Raw genomic sequence first — 16,033 nt, 5'->3', positions numbered from 1 at the left:
ACCAAACACCTGCCGCAGCCGGACCTTCAGGTAGGTGGGATGAGTAGGCGAGTGGTGGTCCGATCGATGCTGGGCGTCAGTCCAAGCGCCTACCAGGACGCCTGCGAGGCGATGGGGCCGGAAAATGCGGCTGCGACAATGGCCTGTATTCTCGAAAGGGCAGGGCACATCAACTCGGCCGGCGGATATCTGCGCAATCTGACGGACAAGGCGCGGAGTTTTCGCTCGGGCCGGTGTTGATGGCTCTGTTGCGGGCGAATCCAGTGGTTGCTCGAAGCGCCTAGCGAACGGCTCTTTGGGGGTGGCAGTGGCTTGAAACTTCTCGCTACCCCGGCGAATGTCGTAGTCGCTTGCGTTACCGTCAATAGAGTCATATATTTCGCACAATAAATGAGTTGCTGGATATGGCGGAATGATCATGCCTCAGGTTCTGAAATCTTTAGAGCACAGCGGTCCCTTGGTGCTGTCCTATATGGATCGCTCGGGAAAGATCGCTGTGGAACGGGTCGCAACCGGCTTCGGCATGTCTAAGAGCCAGTTGGCCGAGACGGCGGGGCTATCCCGCGAAACACTGTATAGAAGTGAACGTAGCCTGGGCGCGAAAACGCAGAGCCGTCTTCGGGAAATGCTGGAGATTATCAGTCGTGTCTCAGATTGGGCCGGTGGTAAGGAGCAGGCAATGGCTTGGTACCGGGCCCAACCTCTACCAGCTTTTGGCGGGCGTACGCCCGAGGCTCTCGTAAAAGACGGCAAGGCCGCGGCGGTGCGAGATTACCTCGATCATATGGCCCTAGGGGGCTTCGCTTGAGGTTTGTGGGCAATTGTTACCGTGCGCACGATCCACGCTGGGCTTTCAAACCGGTTTCAGGAGATGGCGCGGCTATAAGAGGCGCGCGGTTCAACCCAAAAGGCGTGCCAGCTCTCTATCTCGCCCTTAGTGTGATGACGGCGGTAAAGGAAGCCAATCAAGGGTTTGCCCATCGCATCGACCCTTGTGTACTTTGTTCCTACGATGTCGACTGTGATGACATTACGGATCTTGCTTCTGAAGTTGGTCGGGCCTCGAATTCCGTTTCGGTGGAGGAAATAGCCTGCAGTTGGGCCACCACGCTTTCCGAAGGAAGGAGACCCCCATCCTGGTCGATATACGATCGACTCAAGGCGAGGGGCACGGCAGGCATCATAGTACCCAGCTTTGCGCCCGGCGCCGAAGAGGGAGATCGAAATCTGGTGCTTTGGAACTGGGGCCCCAACCTGCCGCATAAAGTGCAGGTACACGACCCAAGTGGTCGGCTTCCGAAGGATCAACTGTCCTGGGATTAGGCGCATCGGCGCAATTAACGCGTTCAGGCCCTTTACGACTGCGTCTTGATCTTGCAGCCATATTACGCCCGCTCTACCGTGCTTACAGCAAAGGTAAGCAACCAAGATCCGGAATTTTGGTCCGGTGCGATAGACGCGACAGCTCGCATGCTTTTCGTTGACGCCGGAACCGTCTACTAATGTGAGCGTACCAGTATCATTCGAGCCTATCGGTCCGACACGACGATGATCAAAGGAGGATACTTTGGCAACCGGTACAGTAAAATGGTTCAACACAACAAAAGGCTTCGGTTTCATCCAGCCGGATGACGGAACTGCCGATGTGTTCGTCCACATTTCCGCGGTAGAGCGAGCTGGTCTACGCGGACTCAACGACGGCCAGAAGATTACCTATGAGCTGGTGAAAGACCGCAAGTCCGGCAAGATGTCGGCGGACAACATCCAGGCCTGAGCGCATTGCGATTCTGCAGCTTACTGCATGCAGTGTTTGCTCTGCTCCAGCGGTGCCTCTTGGCCGGAACCCGCCGGTATGACCGGCGCTTTCAGGTGATCAGCCGGGCCGCGCGACCTTGTTTTCGCTCAAATCGGTCGGCGTATGGTCGATCTGGCAGACGTCGAGTGGGTGCGGTGCGTGGATATAGCCTGGTCGCGGTTTTAACCGCAGCAGGTGCTTTGGATTGGCCGACCGCTTTCTGGCGATCTCTTCAGGCGAAAACAGCGCCGGGATGCGCCGGGCAATGGTGACATAGGACGGCAGGGCAAGACCAGCCTCTTCACAGCGCGCACGGATTTCGGCGACGACCGGTGCGAGAGGAGGCGCCTCGAGCGTCAGCCATTGCTCGCGCAGTGTCTTGCTGATGATTGCCTCGATGCCTTCTGACGCCATCGTCCGCCTCGTCGGCGCGATCCTGCTCGAGCAGAACGACGAATGGGCTGTCCAACGCGCCAGATACATGACGCTGGAAACCATCAGCCAGATGAGCGATGATCCGCTCATCAGCCTGCCAGCCGTGGCGCGCTGATCATCCCGGCCCATGCCGGAGAACGCGGCGACCAAAGCCGCCACTTACACCACTCCCTGGGACATGATCCCGAACGTAGCACCGACGACCCTTTGTAAGTCCGCAATCCTTGATTTCAGTCATTTCAGCTATAAGGTGGAGGCATTGCCCAAAGGGGATTACAGGCCAATGCTCCCAGAGAAGAAGGACCGTTCGCCTGTTGCGCTGGAACAGCGCGACGTCAGCGCCGACCAGCGCATGTTCTCACCTTCCGCTGCGCGAAATTCGGCGCCGATCCTCGCGGTCCTACAACGTGTCCTTCCAACACGTGGCACCGTGCTGGAGATTGGATGCGGGACCGGTGAGCACGCCGTGTGTTTTGCGGGGGCAATGCCAGACATCACCTGGCAGCCGAGCGATCCGGATGCCGACGCCCGCGTCAGTACGTCTAGCTGGATCAAATTCTCAAGGCTGAAGAATGTGCTGGCACCGCGGGATATTGATGTGTGCTCAGGACAATGGATCGTCGAACAAACGGGGCATTTTGACGCCATCTTATCGATCAATATGATCCACATCGCGCCATGGACGGCAAGCTCAGGATTGTTCGAAGGAGCTGGCCGTTTGCTTCACGATGGTGGGCTTCTCCTTCTCTACGGTCCCTTTATGCGCGACGGCGTACACAACGCCCCCTCGAATGCTGCTTTCGACGCCGCTCTAAAGGAGCGCAACCCATCTTGGGGTGTGCGTGATATCGCTGACCTTGAACAATTGGGTGAGGCCGCTGGACTTGTTCTCCGCGAGACGATCGAGATGCCTGCCAACAACATGTCGCTGGTCTTCTGCAGAGGTACTGTCTCAACGACAAGCCGGCGCGAAAGAGAGATGTGACCATGCAGTAAGCTGCCGTCCGAGATCGATGCTCGAAACGTGCGGTATAGGCGAGAATGCGGCCGAAGGCGGAACGCGACAGGCGCACTGCGCGGGGTGTGATCTAACCGGAACCCGCCGGGATGGATACCGAGGTTGTGCTTTTGGAAGGAGAGACGAGAACGATGCCGACACCAGAGCAACCCAGCCTGATAGTTCGACAAAAATCCCCACAGAATACCGAGTTTCCATTTGCGTCGCTCTCCGATTTGCTGATCCCAACCGAGCTGTTCTTCGTGAGAAACCATTTCCCCTCGCCGGACCTCGATGCGCGAGACTGGAGATTGCGCGTTGACGGGGCGGTGGCGCGGCCGCTCGAACTTGATCTCGACAGCATCAAGGCGATGCGGAGCACGACCTTGACTGCCGTCGTCGAATGCGCCGGGAATGGCCGCGTCTACTATGTGCCACCGAAGGAGGGGTTGCAGTGGCAGAACGGAGCCGTCGGCAATGCTGCGTGGACAGGAGTTCTTCTCAGCGAGATATTGGAAATGGCGGGCGTTAAGCCTAACGCGCGTGAGGTCCTGCTTGTGGGCGCAGACAGCGGCGTCGTCGACACGAACAAAAAAACGGCTTCTCCTGGCCCCATCGCTTTTGCGCGTAGTCTACCGCTTGAGAAGGCCATGGCGCACAGCACGATCCTTGCCCATTCGATGAACGAGGAGCCGTTGACGCGCGATCACGGCTACCCGCTGCGCGCGGTTGTGGGTGGCTGGTTCGGCATGGCTTGGGTCAAGTGGATCACCCATATCACGGTTTTGGAACAACCATTCCTTGGCTACTGGCAAGCGCGTGAGTACTTCCGTTGGGAGCGCAACCTCGGGGAACCGAGCCTAGTCCCCCTCACGGAGATGGAGGTCAAAGCGCAGATCGCGCGACCCGTGCAGGGCGCGCGTCTCATCGCCGGCCAACCCTATCGAATTTTCGGAGCCGCCTGGGGCGGCGAGGCTGCTATCCGGCAGGTTCAGGTCTGCACCGAAGATGGAAGTGGCTGGCGCGAGGCAAGCCTCCTCGAGAAAGAACGTCCTTTTGCATGGCGCTTGTGGGAGTACACGTGGACCCCTGAAAAGGTGGGGCAATACAAACTGCGATGTCGCGCGATCGATGCGGCGGGGCGCGTGCAGCCCGACCAGCAGCGTTCCGACTTCGAGAGCTACGCGGCCAATTGGATCGTACCGGTGGAGGTTACGGTCGTTCCCGAGCCGCAGACCTATGAGGAGGAATTCGTGATCTAATCAACCGCATGGGGAGAAATGGCGGCGAGTGTCACCTGTTAGCGGTTGTGGATCCGCTCGAACACTCTGCCGAGCGCTCGCGTCAGCGCTTGGGTTCCGCCCCTTTCGTCGAAGTCCCGGAACATCTGTTCGTTGGGGCCGCTCTTGGTGGCAAACTCGCGGCTCATCTCGACGAAATCGACATCCTTGCCTGCGTGAATTGCCGCTTCAGAAAGGCCGGCAAACAGGGGCGCGAGATAGGCGCAGCCCTGGCAGGCCATTTTGGGCGAGCCATTCTGTCGTGCGGTGCAGGATGCTGAAATAGGTGGCCATCAAGGCGCTGGCTGCGGCGAGAAGGTCATATTCCACCTTGCTCTCCCATTCGACGGCGTTGTCGAGCACGTCGAAGATCGCCGCCGTCGCTTGGTCCCCAGGGAAGACTGCCGTGACGCCTTGGCCACGGGCAACGAAGGGCAGAGGGGTCGCTTGGGTCAGATGGACGCCTGCGACGAACCAGCGGTTTGTCGGCGAAGTCACAAGGACCCGTCGGCTCCGCTTGACAAAAGACCGTGGTTTAAACTATAGGGTAATCGATAACCCAACGGAGTTCAGGAGCATCGTGGCAATCTCGCTTTCTGACATTGCGGAGCGTGCAGGCGTCTCGGTGAAGACGGTCTCCGGCGCATTGCACGGCGGCTCCGCGCGCATGTCGGACGATACCCGCCAGAAGGTGAAGGCGATCGCCGAGGAACTGGGTTACGTGACCAATCTCGCCGCGCGCGGTGTGCGTCAGGGATGGCTACCGCTGGTCGGCGTCGTTTCTGATGGCCTCATCACTTCGCCGTTCGCCACCGAAATCGTGCGCGGGCTCGATGGTGCTGCGCGCAGTGCAGGCATGGCAGTGTTTGCCGTCAACCACAGCAGCGGACAGTCAATCGGCTCCGTGGTCGACGAGGTGCAGCAGTTCCGGCCGCGTGCCGTTGCCTATGCCGCCATGTACCACAAGGACGTCGATCTGCCGCCGGCACTCGCGGGCTCCGTCGGCGTGATGATCAATTGCCGCGAGGCCTCCGGGCGCGTCACGTCACTGGTCCCCGACGAAGAAGGTGGGGCGCGCGAGATCGTGCTTTACCTGCTCGCCTCTGGCCGCCGCCGCATCGCCTTCATCAACCTGCCGGGTATCCTTGCCGGGGCGCTACGAGAGAAGGGTTTTCGCGCAGCCCTTGAAGAGGCCGGCATCGAACCGATTGGTGTGCTTCCGGCCGTGCGCCGCAGCGTTTATAGCGACCGCGCTCCGAGCCTCGTCGCGTCGCATGTCGAGACATTGCTGGCCGCCGGTCAGCGGCCGGACGCGATCCTGTGCGGCAACGACCGTGTCGCAATGGAAGTCTATGCGGCTCTAGCGCGCGCCGGCCTTAAAATCCCGGACGACATTGCGGTGGCCAGCTTCGACAACCAGGTCGAGCTCGCCTCGCGGCTGGATCCGCCGTTGACGACGATGGCCCTGCCGCACCGCGCGATGGGGCGCCTGGCCATGGGGATCCTGCTCGCAGGGGAGCCTGAGCCGCCGCATCTGCGAAAGCTGCCGTTTCATCTGGTCGAGCGGGCATCGGTCTAGCAACCAGCATTCTTGTCGAATTGAATAGGAGGAGAAGATCAATGACGACTTATTTGGGTAATCGTTTACTTAGTGCGCTTTTCGCGTCTTCTGCACTCTTGTGGAGCGCCGGTTTTGCAGAGGCAAAATCCGTCATCCATGTGATGCACCAGGGCGATCCGGGTTGGGTGAAGGCCTATGGCGACGTCGCCAAGCGCTTCGAGGCAGCCAATCCCGATATCGACGTCGAGATGATCTACGCGCCACACGACGCCTATAACGAGAAGTTCAGCGCAGCCGTCATGGCCAAGCAGTTGCCGGACGTGATGGAACTCGACGCTCCGTTTCTCGCCAACTACGTCTGGTCGGGCTACCTGCAGCCCATCAAGCCACTCGTCGACAAGGATGTGCTCGACGACATGACCGGTTCGAACATTGCCCAGGGCACCTACCCGATCGACAAGGACCTCTATGCGATCGGCCTTACCGACTCCTCGGTCGTACTCTACGGCAACAAAAAGTATCTCGAAGCCATCGGTGCACGCATTCCGAAATCCGTCGACGATGCATGGACGCGCGAGGAGTTCGAAGGCTATCTCGAAAAGCTCTCCAAGCTCGATGGCGTGAAGTGGCCGATCGACACGTTCCGCGGCTACGGGATCAAGACCGAGTGGATTACCTATGCCTACGGCCCGCTGCTCGAAAGTGCGGGCTGCGACCTGATCGATCGCAAGGCTTGGAAGGCGAGCGGCACGCTCGACAGCGAAGCCTGCGTCAAGGCGCTGGCGATGATGCAGACCTGGGTGAAAAACGGCTGGGTTGTTCCGACCTCGTCCGGCACCAACCAGTTCTATGCAGAGGGGCAGCCGGCAGCGCTTGCCATGGGTGGGCACTGGTTCTACGCCGAAGCTGCCGCTGCGATGAAGGACAACATCGTCGTCATGCCGCTGCCGAAGATCGGCGAAAAGGGCGTCAGCCCAAACGGCACCTGGATCTGGGGCATCTCGGCGAGCTCCGAAAACCCTGAGGCCGCCGGAAAATTCCTGAGCTTCCTTCTGAAGGACAAGAACTATCGCGACTATGCAAAGACCCAGTCGGCCTATCCGGGCCTGAAGAGCTTTGCGGCAGAATCCCCGCTCTACGCTGAAGGCGGGCCGCTTGCCGTCGCCTTCGAGCAGGCCTCGAAAACCGCCGTCGCCCGTCCGCCCCACCCGGCCTATCCGACGATCACCTCGGCCTTCATGCAGGCGGTCGACAAGATCTTCAATGGCGGTGATGCGCAGGAGGCACTGACGGCTGCGGCCAAGAAGATCGATCAGGACATCGAGGACAACGCCGGCTACCCGCCCTTCGACGAGCAGCAATAGGGCGAATTTTGCAGGGCCGTCCCGCTGGCCGGCCCCGCGCGATTTCGGGAGGATGAGCGATGAGGAGGAGACCATGACCTTGCAACAGACGTCTACGGCCGCGCTGCCACGCCCCGCCAGGCGGCGCGACCGGCAGCGGTTCTGGCAGGAGGTCGCGATGATCGCACCGGCCGTGCTGCTGCTCGCCATCTTCCTGATCACGCCGTTTCTTCTATCCTTCTGGACGGCGATGACCAATCAGCCGCTGGTGCCGCGTCCGACGCCGGTGCGTTTCGTCGGCCTCCTGAATTTCCAGCGGGTGTTCGCCGATCCGCTGTTCTGGACGTCGCTCTGGAATGTCACCCGCTTCACCGCTTGGGTGCTGCCGGTTCAGTGCGGTCTTGCCTTCCTGACGGCGCTGCTGCTGCACCAGAAGCTGCCGATGCAGAACCTTCTGCGCGGAATGTTCTTTCTGCCGGCGATTACATCCATGGTGGTCGTCTGCGTGATCTGGGGCACGTTGTTCCAATATCCGAGCGGTCCCCTCAACCAGATCGTCGGTTTCCTGTCCGGCGGCATGATCCAGCCGATTGACTGGCTCGGCGACCCCAATTGGGCAATGTTCTCGATCGTGCTGCTCTCGGCCTGGCAGGCCTATGGCTTCCAGATGATCATTTACCTCGCCGGCCTGCAGGGCATTCCCGAGGAACTTTATGACGCGGCCCGCATCGACGGCGCGAGCGCGTTTCGCCGCTTCTGGCACGTCACCATGCCGGGCCTGCGTCCGACCCACGTCTTCGTGCTGGTCATCACTACGATCCAGGCCTTCAAGCTCTACACGCAGGTTGCGATCCTGACCCAGGGCGGACCGAAGGAAAGCACGGAGACCGTCGTGCACTACATGGTGCGTGCCGGCTTCGAGGAACAGAAGCTCGGATACGCATCCGCCGTCTCCGTCATTCTCTTCGTCATCGTTCTTCTGATCGCGCTTCTCCAGCGCAAACTCCTGAGGCGCTTCGATGTCTGATCTCGTGCTCAGCCAGCCAGCCCCGCTGGCGATCCCCCGCGGCAACAGCAAGACGGGCCTGCGTGTCGTCCAGACCGTCTGCATCTTCATCATCGCTCTGGTGATGATTTCGCCGCTCTTCATGCTGCTGATCGCCAGCCTCAAGGATGACCGTTTCCGCATCCTTGCGGACATGGGCAGCTTCCGCGCCTTCTGGGTCAGCGATCCGACCCTGTCGAACTACCGCGAGATCGCCAATTTCTCCGGCGAACTTGCCTATGGTCGCTACCTCGTCAACTCGCTGGTGATCCTCGTCGTCACCGTCGTGTCCGGGCTGATCATCAATTCCATGGCGGGCTTCGTTCTCGCCTGGGGGTCGCTTCGCGGCAAGGCGATCCTGCTCGCCCTCGTGGTCGCGCTCTACGTCATCCCGCAGGAAAGCATCATCATGCCGCTCGTCGTGATGATGTCGCGGGTGGGCCTGACGGATACGTTTGCCGTGCAGATCCTGCCCTGGGTGGCAAGCCCGCTCTATGTCTTCCTGTTCTACCAGTTCTTCGCCCAGCTACCGAAGGAACTCTACGAAGCTGCGGAGATGGATGGAGCGTCGGCGTTTCGCATCTACCGGTCGATCTACATGCCGCTCAGCCTGCCGGCGCTTGCGACGGTCTCGATCCTGATGGGGATCGAGAGCTGGAACCAGTATCTGTGGCCGACGCTGGTCACCCAGACCGACTATGCCCGGCCGATCTCCGTCGCGATCGCCACCTTCTTCGGACAGGACAGCATTTACTGGGACCGCGCCATGGCCGCGTCCGTGCTGATGATGATCCCTGTCCTCATCCTTTACCTCGCCTTCCAGCGCTGGTTCGTAAGTTCGTTCGTCGGCTCCGCCGTGAAAGGTTGATTATGACTTCGCAGACAAAACCCGCGAGCCCCGTGCTTGAAATCGTCGAGGCCGAACTCCCGGCCGGGACCGTGCTGCATCTCTGGCTGAAGGCGCGCAAAATTGGCGACGAGGCAATACTGTCCGTCACCTTAGACCGCAGTGAGATTGCCGGTCCGTCCACGCGCCGCGCCGGGGAGTTCGAATTCTTCGCGGTGACGCTCGGGACGACTGGCCGCACGGTGCTTGCCTATGATGCGGAAACAACCGCGCTCTCCGTCGCCTATGCGTTCCACCCGCAGACGGTAATGGAGGAGGGGATCCGCGTCCTCCATTGCGACGTCCGCACGGCGCCGCCCGAGGTTCCCGGCAGCTACCATTTCCGACCGCCCTTCGGCTGGATGAACGACCCGAACGGCTTCGGCCGGTTCAAGGGTCTCGGTCATCTCTTCTACCAGCACTATCCGCATCGCTTGCGTTGGAACACCATGCACTGGGGCCATGCGGTCTCGAAAGATTTGATCCGCTGGACGCACCTGCCGATGTTCCTGTTTCCGGCGGACCACCTGTCGGAAAAGGACGATGGCCGTGGCGGCGCCTTTTCCGGCTCGGCCGTCCCCGTCTCCGGGCCGGACGGGGACGACATCCGGGTCTTCTACACCGAACACGTTCGCGACCGGGAGCCGGAGGAGCAGATCCAGCTCTCGGCCGTCAGCCGAGACGGCATCGTTGCCGGCCCGTCCGAGGTGATCCTGCCTATCCGTCCGGAGGGTCTGAACCTCACGACTGATTTCCGCGATCCCTATGTGTTCAAGGGCCCGGACGGCCGCTGGAAGATGCTGCTTGGCAGTCGCGACCGATCGGGCGGTGTCGTCCTGCTTTACGAGACGGCGGATCTGCAGGGTGCCACGGGCTGGACCTTCCTCGACATCATCCATCGCGAGGACGGTTTCGGCATGACCGCAGCGGAGTGCCCGTGCATGCTGCCGGTCGGCGGCATGGCGGATGATCCGGAGACCCGCTGGGCGCTGATCTTTGGCCTGCTCACAAGCCGTGACCCGGCCACCGGCCGGCGCAACCTCACATCCGTCACCGTCGGCCGCTTCGACGGCCGGGCGTTCACGGCCGAATTCGAACAGGAACTGGATTTCGGCTCCGACGCCTACGCCTTCCAGGCCTTCGTCGACGGCGACGAACCGGTCGGCATCGCCTGGCTTGCCAACTGGACAGACTTTTCCAAGAAGGACGATTTCCCGACGGCGATGACCTTGCCGCGTCGCGTGCTTCTCGATGGGGGTGCCGTGTTGACGCCGCCGGTCGCGGCAGTCGAAAGCCTGCGCCACAGGCTGCTCGATGAAACAGCCCTTGCTGCGGGCGAAACGGTTCCACTCGAAAGCGGTGCGGTTGAGATCGTGCTTGCACTGCCCGAGGCCGGCGCGGCTTTCGAGCTCGTCCTCGATCACCCGGATGTCGCGCTTGGCGTCAGGCTCGATGACGAGGGCCTTGCAATCCTCTTCGATGCCGGTACCGGCAAGCCGCCACCGCGATATCTGGCGTCAGGCGCCAGACCTTCGCAGCTGCGCATCTTCCTCGATGCGGGCTCGATCGAGGTCTTTGCCGACAACGGCCGCTGGACAGGCACCAAGCGCATTCCGGGATTTGCCGCCGCGCGATCGGCAAGGCTGACCGGCGCCGTGACGGGCGCGAAAATCTGGCAACTCAAGATTTGAGGGAGGAAGAAAAATGGCATCGGTAGCGATCGACCGCGTTCTGAAACAGTATGGCGCAGCCTCAGTCATCCACGGCGTTTCCGTGGACATTGAGGATGGAGAATTCGTCACGCTCGTCGGACCGTCCGGCTGCGGCAAGTCCACGCTCCTGCGCATGCTTGCGGGGCTCGAGGACATCAGCGGCGGCGAAATCCGCATCGATGGGCGCGTCGTCAACGACGTCGCACCCAAGGAGCGCGACATCGCCATGGTGTTCCAGAGCTACGCACTCTATCCGCACATGACGGTCAAGGAGAACATGGGCTTCTCCCTGAAGCTCCAGGGTCGAGACAAGGCGACGATCGATAAGCTGGTGAAGGAGGCCGCCGGAATTCTTGCGCTCGAACCATTGCTCGACCGCCTGCCCAAGCAACTCTCCGGTGGCCAGCGCCAGCGTGTCGCCATGGGCCGCGCCATCGTTCGTCACCCCAAGGTATTCCTCTTCGACGAGCCGCTGTCCAATCTCGATGCTAAGCTGCGCGTGACCATGCGCAGCGAGATCAAGGAATTGCACCAGCGGCTCGGCACGACCATCGTCTACGTTACCCACGACCAGATCGAAGCCATGACCATGGCCGACAAGATCGTCGTCATGCGCGCCGGCCGCGTGGAGCAGATCGGCAAGCCGCTCGACCTCTACGATCGCCCGGGCAATACCTTTGTCGCCACCTTCATCGGCTCGCCGTCGATGAACCTCTTTGAGGGCAACGTCGGTGATGGCGGCTTTTTCATTGACGGCGGTGTTTCCCTGCCGCTGCCGGCGTCGCTGGGTCACGGTGAGGCACGCACCTACGGCATCCGCCCGGAAGATCTGGAGATAGCCGAAACCGGCATACCGGCAACCGTGCTGACCGTCGAGCCAACCGGCGCCGAAACCCACCTTCTGGTGCGCGTGGGCACGCACACGGCGGGGGTCGTGCTGCATCGCCGCGTGGACCTGAAGCCTGAGGAGCAGATTTATCTCCAGCCGAACAACCAGAAGATCCATCTGTTCTGCGCCGAAGGAGCCCGGGTCAACTGATCCTTTGGCCCCCAATTGAGCGTCGACAAACCGTGATTGCTTCGCGTCAGTCTATGCCGCTTCGAGCTTCTTCGCGCAGCGAAGCAGCATGCCGTAGAGGTCACGCGGTTCGTCGGGATCAGCGAGGAGGTCGAGTTCTGTGAACATGGCACCCCCGGCATCAATCGGCCTATCGGCGTGCAGGTCGCTGGTAACTCGAACGGCAACTACGTCGAGCGTCGCGCCCCGTTCGTCGAGGCGAACTCTGTCGGCAACACTTCGGTTGGCTTTGGCTTGAGTGGAGGGAAGCTCACCCTTGCGCCTCGGCCTTTCGAGCCGCGCGCGTCCAAATTCGTCGTCAGCTTTCGACCGCAAGAGCCGGCTGACCGGGATCGCTGGCGGGCGGCGGCACCGACAAATCGGCAATCGGCAAGGAGTCTTTACCTAACACGCCCTTTGCCGACTAACAGATGCCATCCGGCTGCGGATCACTTGCTCGGTTAGAAATGCTAGGGATGTTCGATTGGGCTTCGAAAGATAAGGGGCTCCTGCCTACCAGCGCGCCCGAACGCCACTCGTCGAAGAAAGGCCCAGGTATAGGCCGATGCAAAATCCGATAAGCGCGGCCGTACTGACGATTGTCGTTGCTGTTCCGGGATTTTCCCGCGCGGCCTCTATTGCGCCCTGTCCTTGCTGTCGGACCGTCTGGGCTGCGTTCCTAGCTATTCCAGAGGCGCCTTCAGCCGCAGAATTGATCCCCTCACTCACAGCTTGCTTCACCTCCGCGATCTGCGATCGCAATTCGGCGATTTGATCTTCAATCGATTGCTGGTTCACACCAATCATCTTCCACCTCCTGGTTTGTGAACGCAAAACCGTTGAGCTGCGAGAATGTTCCAGCAACGGGGAGTGGGGTCGCCGCCTGTCCCTGACTCTCTGCTGAAGTGCGGCAACGCACAGTATTCCTCCCGCGTTTGCGCAACGCGTATCTTCCGGTTCTGTGCATTTTTGATCGCATAACGTATCGACGGGAACTGAGCCTCCCATGAGCAGCTTCATCAGGTCGGCAAGTTCGGCGCAATCAGCGTCAACGTTGGGAAATAGGTGCGGTAACGGCCGACGTCGCGTGTGAGCAGCGAAATTCCGCTAACCGCTGCGTGCGCACCGATGAAGAAATCAGGGAGCACCCCTGTCCGCGTTCCGCCTGCTTTGCGATATCGTGTGAAAACCTTGCTCGCCAGAAAGAGGGCCTCACGCGGTACCGCCGTCAACTCCAACCCCGCTTGATCAAGCAAGCCGTCAACGTCTTCTATCCGATCGTAGCGGACGGAGAGTTCGGCGTAGACGATGTCGTTGATCCAGATTGCTCCCCCGAGGCTTGCGGCTTCCAGCTGGGCTATCGACCAATCGGCCCAAGTTGGATCATCGGTAACGACGTCGAGAAGGACATTCGTGTCTACGAGTATCACGGTTCGCCACGCGTAAGCGCCATGATCGCGTCAGTGTCGAGGCCCTTGCCCGCATGCCCTCGTAGTTTCGCGAAGCGGCTGGGCGGCTGCTTTTTCGTAGCATGGACGAGGACAACGCTTCCATCTGAAGTGCGTCGGAAGTCTATCTTGCTTCCAGGCACGATACCCAAGAGATCGCGCACAGGCTTGGGAATTGTAATTTGTCCCTTGGATGTAACTGTCGTCGTCATGGCCGGACCTGTGTAAGGAATGATTTATCCAAGGTATTACTTTTTGTCGCGGTTTTCAAGGAATTGGGTAGTAAGTTCGATTCCCTTCAAGGCGCTCAATTGGCCTCTATCAGGCTGCTTGGCGACTGACGCCCAGCGTTCCCCGGCTTGACCGTCGACAAACCGGGGAACGTGATTACTTCGCGTCAGTCTATGCCGCTTCGAGTTTCTTCTCACACCGCAGAAGCATGCCGTAGAGGTCACGTGGCTCGTCGGGATCAGCGAGGAGGTCGAGTTCTGTGAACATACCGTGTTCGGCAATCTGGTCCCGGACGTAGCGGAGGGCGGAGAAGTCCTCGATCGCAAAACCGACACTGTCGAAGAGCGTGATCTGATCCGGGCTCTTGCGGCCCTCTGTCTCGCCGGTCATGACCTGCCAGAGTTCGATGACGGGGTGCTCGGCCGGCAGCTGCTGGATTTCGCCTTCGATGCGTGTCTGCGGCGGATATTCGACGAAGATGTCCGAGCGCAGCAGAATGTCCTTGCTGAGTTCGGTCTTGCCGGGGCAGTCACCGCCCACCGCGTTGATGTGGACACCGGGGCCGACATGGTTGTCCGATAGGATCGTCGCGTACTGCTTGTCGGCGGTGACCGTGGTGATGATGTCTGCGCCTTCGACCGCCTCTTCGACTGAGGTGCATTCTTCAATGGTGAAGCCGAGGCCCGCGAGGTTGCGTGCGCATTTCCGGGTGGCGGAGGCGTCGATATCGTAGAGGCGAAGCTTGTCGATGCCGAGCAGCGACTTGAAGGCGCGAGCCTGGAATTCGCTCTGCGCACCATTGCCGATGATGGCCATGGTCCGGGCATTCGGCCGGGCGAGGTACTTCGCCGCGACCGCGGACGTTGCCGCAGTGCGTAGCGCGGTCAGGATCGTCATTTCGGTCAGCAGCATCGGGTAGCCGTTGCCGACATCCGAGAGCACGCCGAAGGCCGTCACGGTCTGGCGGCCATCGCGCGTGTTCTTCGGGTGACCATTGACGTATTTGAAGCCGTAAAGCGTTCCGTCGCTGGTGGGCATCAGCTCGATGACGCCTTCCTGCGAATGGGAAGCGACGCGCGGGGTCTTGTCGAAGACCGGCCAGCGGCGGAAGTCCTCCTCGATTGTGGCCGCCAGGTCCGTCAGGAACCGGTCGATGCCGACCTTCAGAACCAGTTTCATCATGTGGTCGACGCTTACGAACGGAACCACGTTCAGTTTCGGATCAGTATTCATTTTTCCTCCAACCAAAGAACAATCGAAATCAGCCAGTGACAGTCGGGCGATCCATCACCCGCTTGCCCATCAGGCTGGCGACGAGATCGACGAGCAGCCGAGCGGTCTTGCCGCGCTCGTCGAGGAACGGATTGAGTTCGACAATGTCGAGGCTGGTCACCAGCCCGCTGTCATGCAGCATTTCCATGATCAGGTGCGCCTCGCGGAAAGTTGCTCCTCCCGGTACCGTGGTGCCAACGGCCGGCGCGATGTCCGGCTCGAGGAAGTCGACATCGAAGCTGACATGCAGGAGGCCGTTTGCGGCCCGGACCCGTTCGATGAAATTGCGGACGAGGACGGCCACGCCATGCTCATCGATTACGCGCATGTCGTGCACCGTGATGCCGGTGGTGCGAATGGCGGCCTTTTCGGCGGCGTCAACGCTGCGGATACCGATCATGCAGACGTTTTGTGTGGCAACGGGATGGGCAAGCGCAGGGAAGAAGCCATCGAAACCGGTCTGGCCGGTATAGTAAGCGACGGGCGTGCCGTGCAGGTTGCCGCTGACCGTCGTTTCGAGAGTATGGAAGTCGGTATGGGCGTCCAGCCAGAGCACGAACAGCGGCCGCCCGAGTTCGGCGGCTCGGCGTGCGAGACCCGGAACGGTGCCCGCGGAGATGGCGTGGTCGCCGCCGAGGAAGATGGGCATGCCTGCCTTGCTGTGTTCGTAGGCAGCAGCAGACAGCGCTTCGACCCAGGCGACCGTTTCGCCGAGGTGATGGACGGCCTTGTTCGGATGGGGCATCTCGTCGAACGCCCGCGGGCTGAGATTGCCATTGTCCTTGACCGAATGGCCCAGTTCTTCCAGTGCCGTACGAAGGCCAGCGATGCGCAGGGCGCTCGGCCCCATCTCGCAGCCAAGCTGCCCTGCCCCGATTTGCAGGGGCGCGCCGATGAGCGTGCAGTCCATAGTGTACTCCCGTTTGTTTTCATGATTATAAAAGTCATCGATGGCGGATTGAACATTGAAT

Annotated in this window: 16 protein-coding genes and 4 pseudogenes; 13 read left to right on the top strand and 7 right to left on the bottom strand. The window is 60.7% G+C overall.

Annotated features, from left to right (window positions below; genetic code table 11):
- Positions 1 to 39: 39 nt before the first annotated feature.
- The 4 genes and pseudogenes from repC to IB263_RS31740 all read left to right on the top strand — a co-directional run.
- Positions 40 to 284, top strand: a pseudogene (repC, locus tag IB263_RS31755) (replication initiation protein RepC); the annotation flags it as partial.
- A gap of 134 nt (positions 285 to 418) precedes the next feature.
- Entirely contained in the window at positions 419 to 808 is a 390-nt protein-coding gene (locus IB263_RS31750) for an antitoxin Xre/MbcA/ParS toxin-binding domain-containing protein (protein WP_192439510.1), read from the top strand.
- A complete protein-coding gene (locus tag IB263_RS31745) occupies positions 805 to 1,323 on the top strand; it encodes an RES family NAD+ phosphorylase (protein ID WP_082572912.1) in 519 nt (172 codons plus the stop codon). The genes IB263_RS31750 and IB263_RS31745 overlap by 4 nt, the downstream gene beginning before the upstream one ends.
- 244 nt (positions 1,324 to 1,567) lie before the next feature.
- Complete coding sequence (locus tag IB263_RS31740; protein ID WP_029742584.1) at positions 1,568 to 1,774, top strand: cold-shock protein; 207 nt, start codon at positions 1,568 to 1,570, stop codon at positions 1,772 to 1,774.
- Positions 1,775 to 1,900: 126 nt separating this feature from the next.
- On the opposite strand, the pseudogene IB263_RS31735 reads toward IB263_RS31740, so the two are convergent.
- Positions 1,901 to 2,194, bottom strand: a pseudogene (locus IB263_RS31735) (transposase); the annotation flags it as partial.
- Positions 2,195 to 2,201: 7 nt separating this feature from the next.
- On the opposite strand from IB263_RS31735, the pseudogene IB263_RS31730 reads away from it, so the two are divergent.
- The 3 genes and pseudogenes from IB263_RS31730 to IB263_RS31720 form a co-directional block, all read left to right on the top strand.
- Positions 2,202 to 2,345: pseudogene (locus IB263_RS31730) on the top strand (IS256 family transposase); the annotation flags it as partial.
- Between the two features lie 168 nt (positions 2,346 to 2,513).
- Complete coding sequence (locus IB263_RS31725) at positions 2,514 to 3,215, top strand: DUF938 domain-containing protein (RefSeq protein ID WP_192358035.1); 702 nt, start codon at positions 2,514 to 2,516, stop codon at positions 3,213 to 3,215.
- Between the two features lie 122 nt (positions 3,216 to 3,337).
- Positions 3,338 to 4,489: a sulfite oxidase gene (locus IB263_RS31720; RefSeq protein ID WP_113188837.1), complete on the top strand. Its 1,152-nt coding sequence runs from the start codon at positions 3,338 to 3,340 to the stop codon at positions 4,487 to 4,489.
- 38 nt (positions 4,490 to 4,527) lie between these two features.
- Here IB263_RS31720 and IB263_RS34850 read toward each other — a convergent pair.
- Positions 4,528 to 4,978: pseudogene (locus tag IB263_RS34850) on the bottom strand (pyrroline-5-carboxylate reductase); the annotation flags it as partial.
- A gap of 109 nt (positions 4,979 to 5,087) precedes the next feature.
- On the opposite strand from IB263_RS34850, the gene IB263_RS31710 reads away from it, so the two are divergent.
- From IB263_RS31710 to IB263_RS31685, 6 genes are all read left to right on the top strand, one after another.
- A complete protein-coding gene (locus IB263_RS31710; RefSeq protein ID WP_192439487.1) occupies positions 5,088 to 6,086 on the top strand; it encodes a LacI family DNA-binding transcriptional regulator in 999 nt (332 codons plus the stop codon).
- 41 nt (positions 6,087 to 6,127) lie between these two features.
- The gene (locus tag IB263_RS31705) at positions 6,128 to 7,432 is read left to right on the top strand and encodes a sugar ABC transporter substrate-binding protein (RefSeq protein ID WP_246811136.1); all 1,305 of its coding nucleotides are present in this window, start codon (positions 6,128 to 6,130) and stop codon (positions 7,430 to 7,432) included.
- Positions 7,433 to 7,505: 73 nt separating this feature from the next.
- Positions 7,506 to 8,438, top strand: coding sequence for a carbohydrate ABC transporter permease (locus tag IB263_RS31700; protein ID WP_192439486.1), 933 nt, complete (start codon positions 7,506 to 7,508; stop codon positions 8,436 to 8,438).
- Positions 8,431 to 9,324: a carbohydrate ABC transporter permease gene (locus IB263_RS31695; protein ID WP_034800691.1), complete on the top strand. Its 894-nt coding sequence runs from the start codon at positions 8,431 to 8,433 to the stop codon at positions 9,322 to 9,324. The genes IB263_RS31700 and IB263_RS31695 overlap by 8 nt, the downstream gene beginning before the upstream one ends.
- A gap of 2 nt (positions 9,325 to 9,326) precedes the next feature.
- Positions 9,327 to 11,033: a GH32 C-terminal domain-containing protein gene (locus tag IB263_RS31690; RefSeq protein ID WP_192439485.1), complete on the top strand. Its 1,707-nt coding sequence runs from the start codon at positions 9,327 to 9,329 to the stop codon at positions 11,031 to 11,033.
- 13 nt (positions 11,034 to 11,046) lie between these two features.
- On the top strand, positions 11,047 to 12,093 hold the full coding sequence (locus IB263_RS31685) for an ABC transporter ATP-binding protein (RefSeq protein ID WP_060529609.1): 1,047 nt from the start codon (positions 11,047 to 11,049) through the stop codon (positions 12,091 to 12,093).
- A gap of 531 nt (positions 12,094 to 12,624) precedes the next feature.
- Here the strand turns inward: IB263_RS31685 and IB263_RS31680 are convergent.
- From IB263_RS31680 to rocF, 5 genes are all read right to left on the bottom strand, one after another.
- A complete protein-coding gene (locus IB263_RS31680; protein ID WP_060517231.1) occupies positions 12,625 to 12,918 on the bottom strand; it encodes a hypothetical protein in 294 nt (97 codons plus the stop codon).
- Between the two features lie 212 nt (positions 12,919 to 13,130).
- Positions 13,131 to 13,541, bottom strand: coding sequence for a type II toxin-antitoxin system VapC family toxin (locus tag IB263_RS31675; protein WP_192439484.1), 411 nt, complete (start codon positions 13,539 to 13,541; stop codon positions 13,131 to 13,133).
- Complete coding sequence (locus IB263_RS31670; protein WP_060644268.1) at positions 13,538 to 13,771, bottom strand: AbrB/MazE/SpoVT family DNA-binding domain-containing protein; 234 nt, start codon at positions 13,769 to 13,771, stop codon at positions 13,538 to 13,540. The genes IB263_RS31675 and IB263_RS31670 overlap by 4 nt, the downstream gene beginning before the upstream one ends.
- 190 nt (positions 13,772 to 13,961) lie before the next feature.
- Entirely contained in the window at positions 13,962 to 15,023 is a 1,062-nt protein-coding gene (gene ocd, locus IB263_RS31665; RefSeq protein ID WP_034800695.1) for an ornithine cyclodeaminase, read from the bottom strand.
- 28 nt (positions 15,024 to 15,051) lie between these two features.
- Positions 15,052 to 15,972 carry an arginase gene (rocF, locus tag IB263_RS31660; protein WP_034800696.1) on the bottom strand — a complete coding sequence of 307 codons (921 nt, stop codon included), beginning with the start codon at positions 15,970 to 15,972 and terminating at the stop codon, positions 15,052 to 15,054.
- Between the last annotated feature and the right edge of the window lie 61 nt (positions 15,973 to 16,033).

It is taken from the genome of Ensifer sp. ENS03 (assembly GCF_014852035.1).
Classification (GTDB): domain Bacteria; phylum Pseudomonadota; class Alphaproteobacteria; order Rhizobiales; family Rhizobiaceae; genus Ensifer; species Ensifer adhaerens.
This window is presented reverse-complemented; position numbering and strand designations above follow the sequence as displayed.

What these genes read in the sequence shown, in the direction of transcription:
- IB263_RS31690 (WP_192439485.1), top strand. Translation starts at nt 9,327, where the DNA reads ATGACTTCGCAGACAAAACCCGCGAGCCCCGTGCTTGAAATCGTCGAG.
- IB263_RS31750 (WP_192439510.1), top strand. Translation starts at nt 419, where the DNA reads ATGCCTCAGGTTCTGAAATCTTTAGAGCACAGCGGTCCCTTGGTGCTG.
- IB263_RS31670 (WP_060644268.1), bottom strand. Translation starts at nt 13,771, where the DNA reads ATGACGACGACAGTTACATCCAAGGGACAAATTACAATTCCCAAGCCT.
- rocF (WP_034800696.1), bottom strand. Translation starts at nt 15,972, where the DNA reads ATGGACTGCACGCTCATCGGCGCGCCCCTGCAAATCGGGGCAGGGCAG.
- IB263_RS31695 (WP_034800691.1), top strand. Translation starts at nt 8,431, where the DNA reads ATGTCTGATCTCGTGCTCAGCCAGCCAGCCCCGCTGGCGATCCCCCGC.
- IB263_RS31720 (WP_113188837.1), top strand. Translation starts at nt 3,338, where the DNA reads ATGGATACCGAGGTTGTGCTTTTGGAAGGAGAGACGAGAACGATGCCG.
- IB263_RS31685 (WP_060529609.1), top strand. Translation starts at nt 11,047, where the DNA reads ATGGCATCGGTAGCGATCGACCGCGTTCTGAAACAGTATGGCGCAGCC.
- IB263_RS31725 (WP_192358035.1), top strand. Translation starts at nt 2,514, where the DNA reads ATGCTCCCAGAGAAGAAGGACCGTTCGCCTGTTGCGCTGGAACAGCGC.
- IB263_RS31705 (WP_246811136.1), top strand. Translation starts at nt 6,128, where the DNA reads ATGACGACTTATTTGGGTAATCGTTTACTTAGTGCGCTTTTCGCGTCT.
- IB263_RS31700 (WP_192439486.1), top strand. Translation starts at nt 7,506, where the DNA reads ATGACCTTGCAACAGACGTCTACGGCCGCGCTGCCACGCCCCGCCAGG.
- ocd (WP_034800695.1), bottom strand. Translation starts at nt 15,023, where the DNA reads ATGAATACTGATCCGAAACTGAACGTGGTTCCGTTCGTAAGCGTCGAC.
- IB263_RS31680 (WP_060517231.1), bottom strand. Translation starts at nt 12,918, where the DNA reads ATGATTGGTGTGAACCAGCAATCGATTGAAGATCAAATCGCCGAATTG.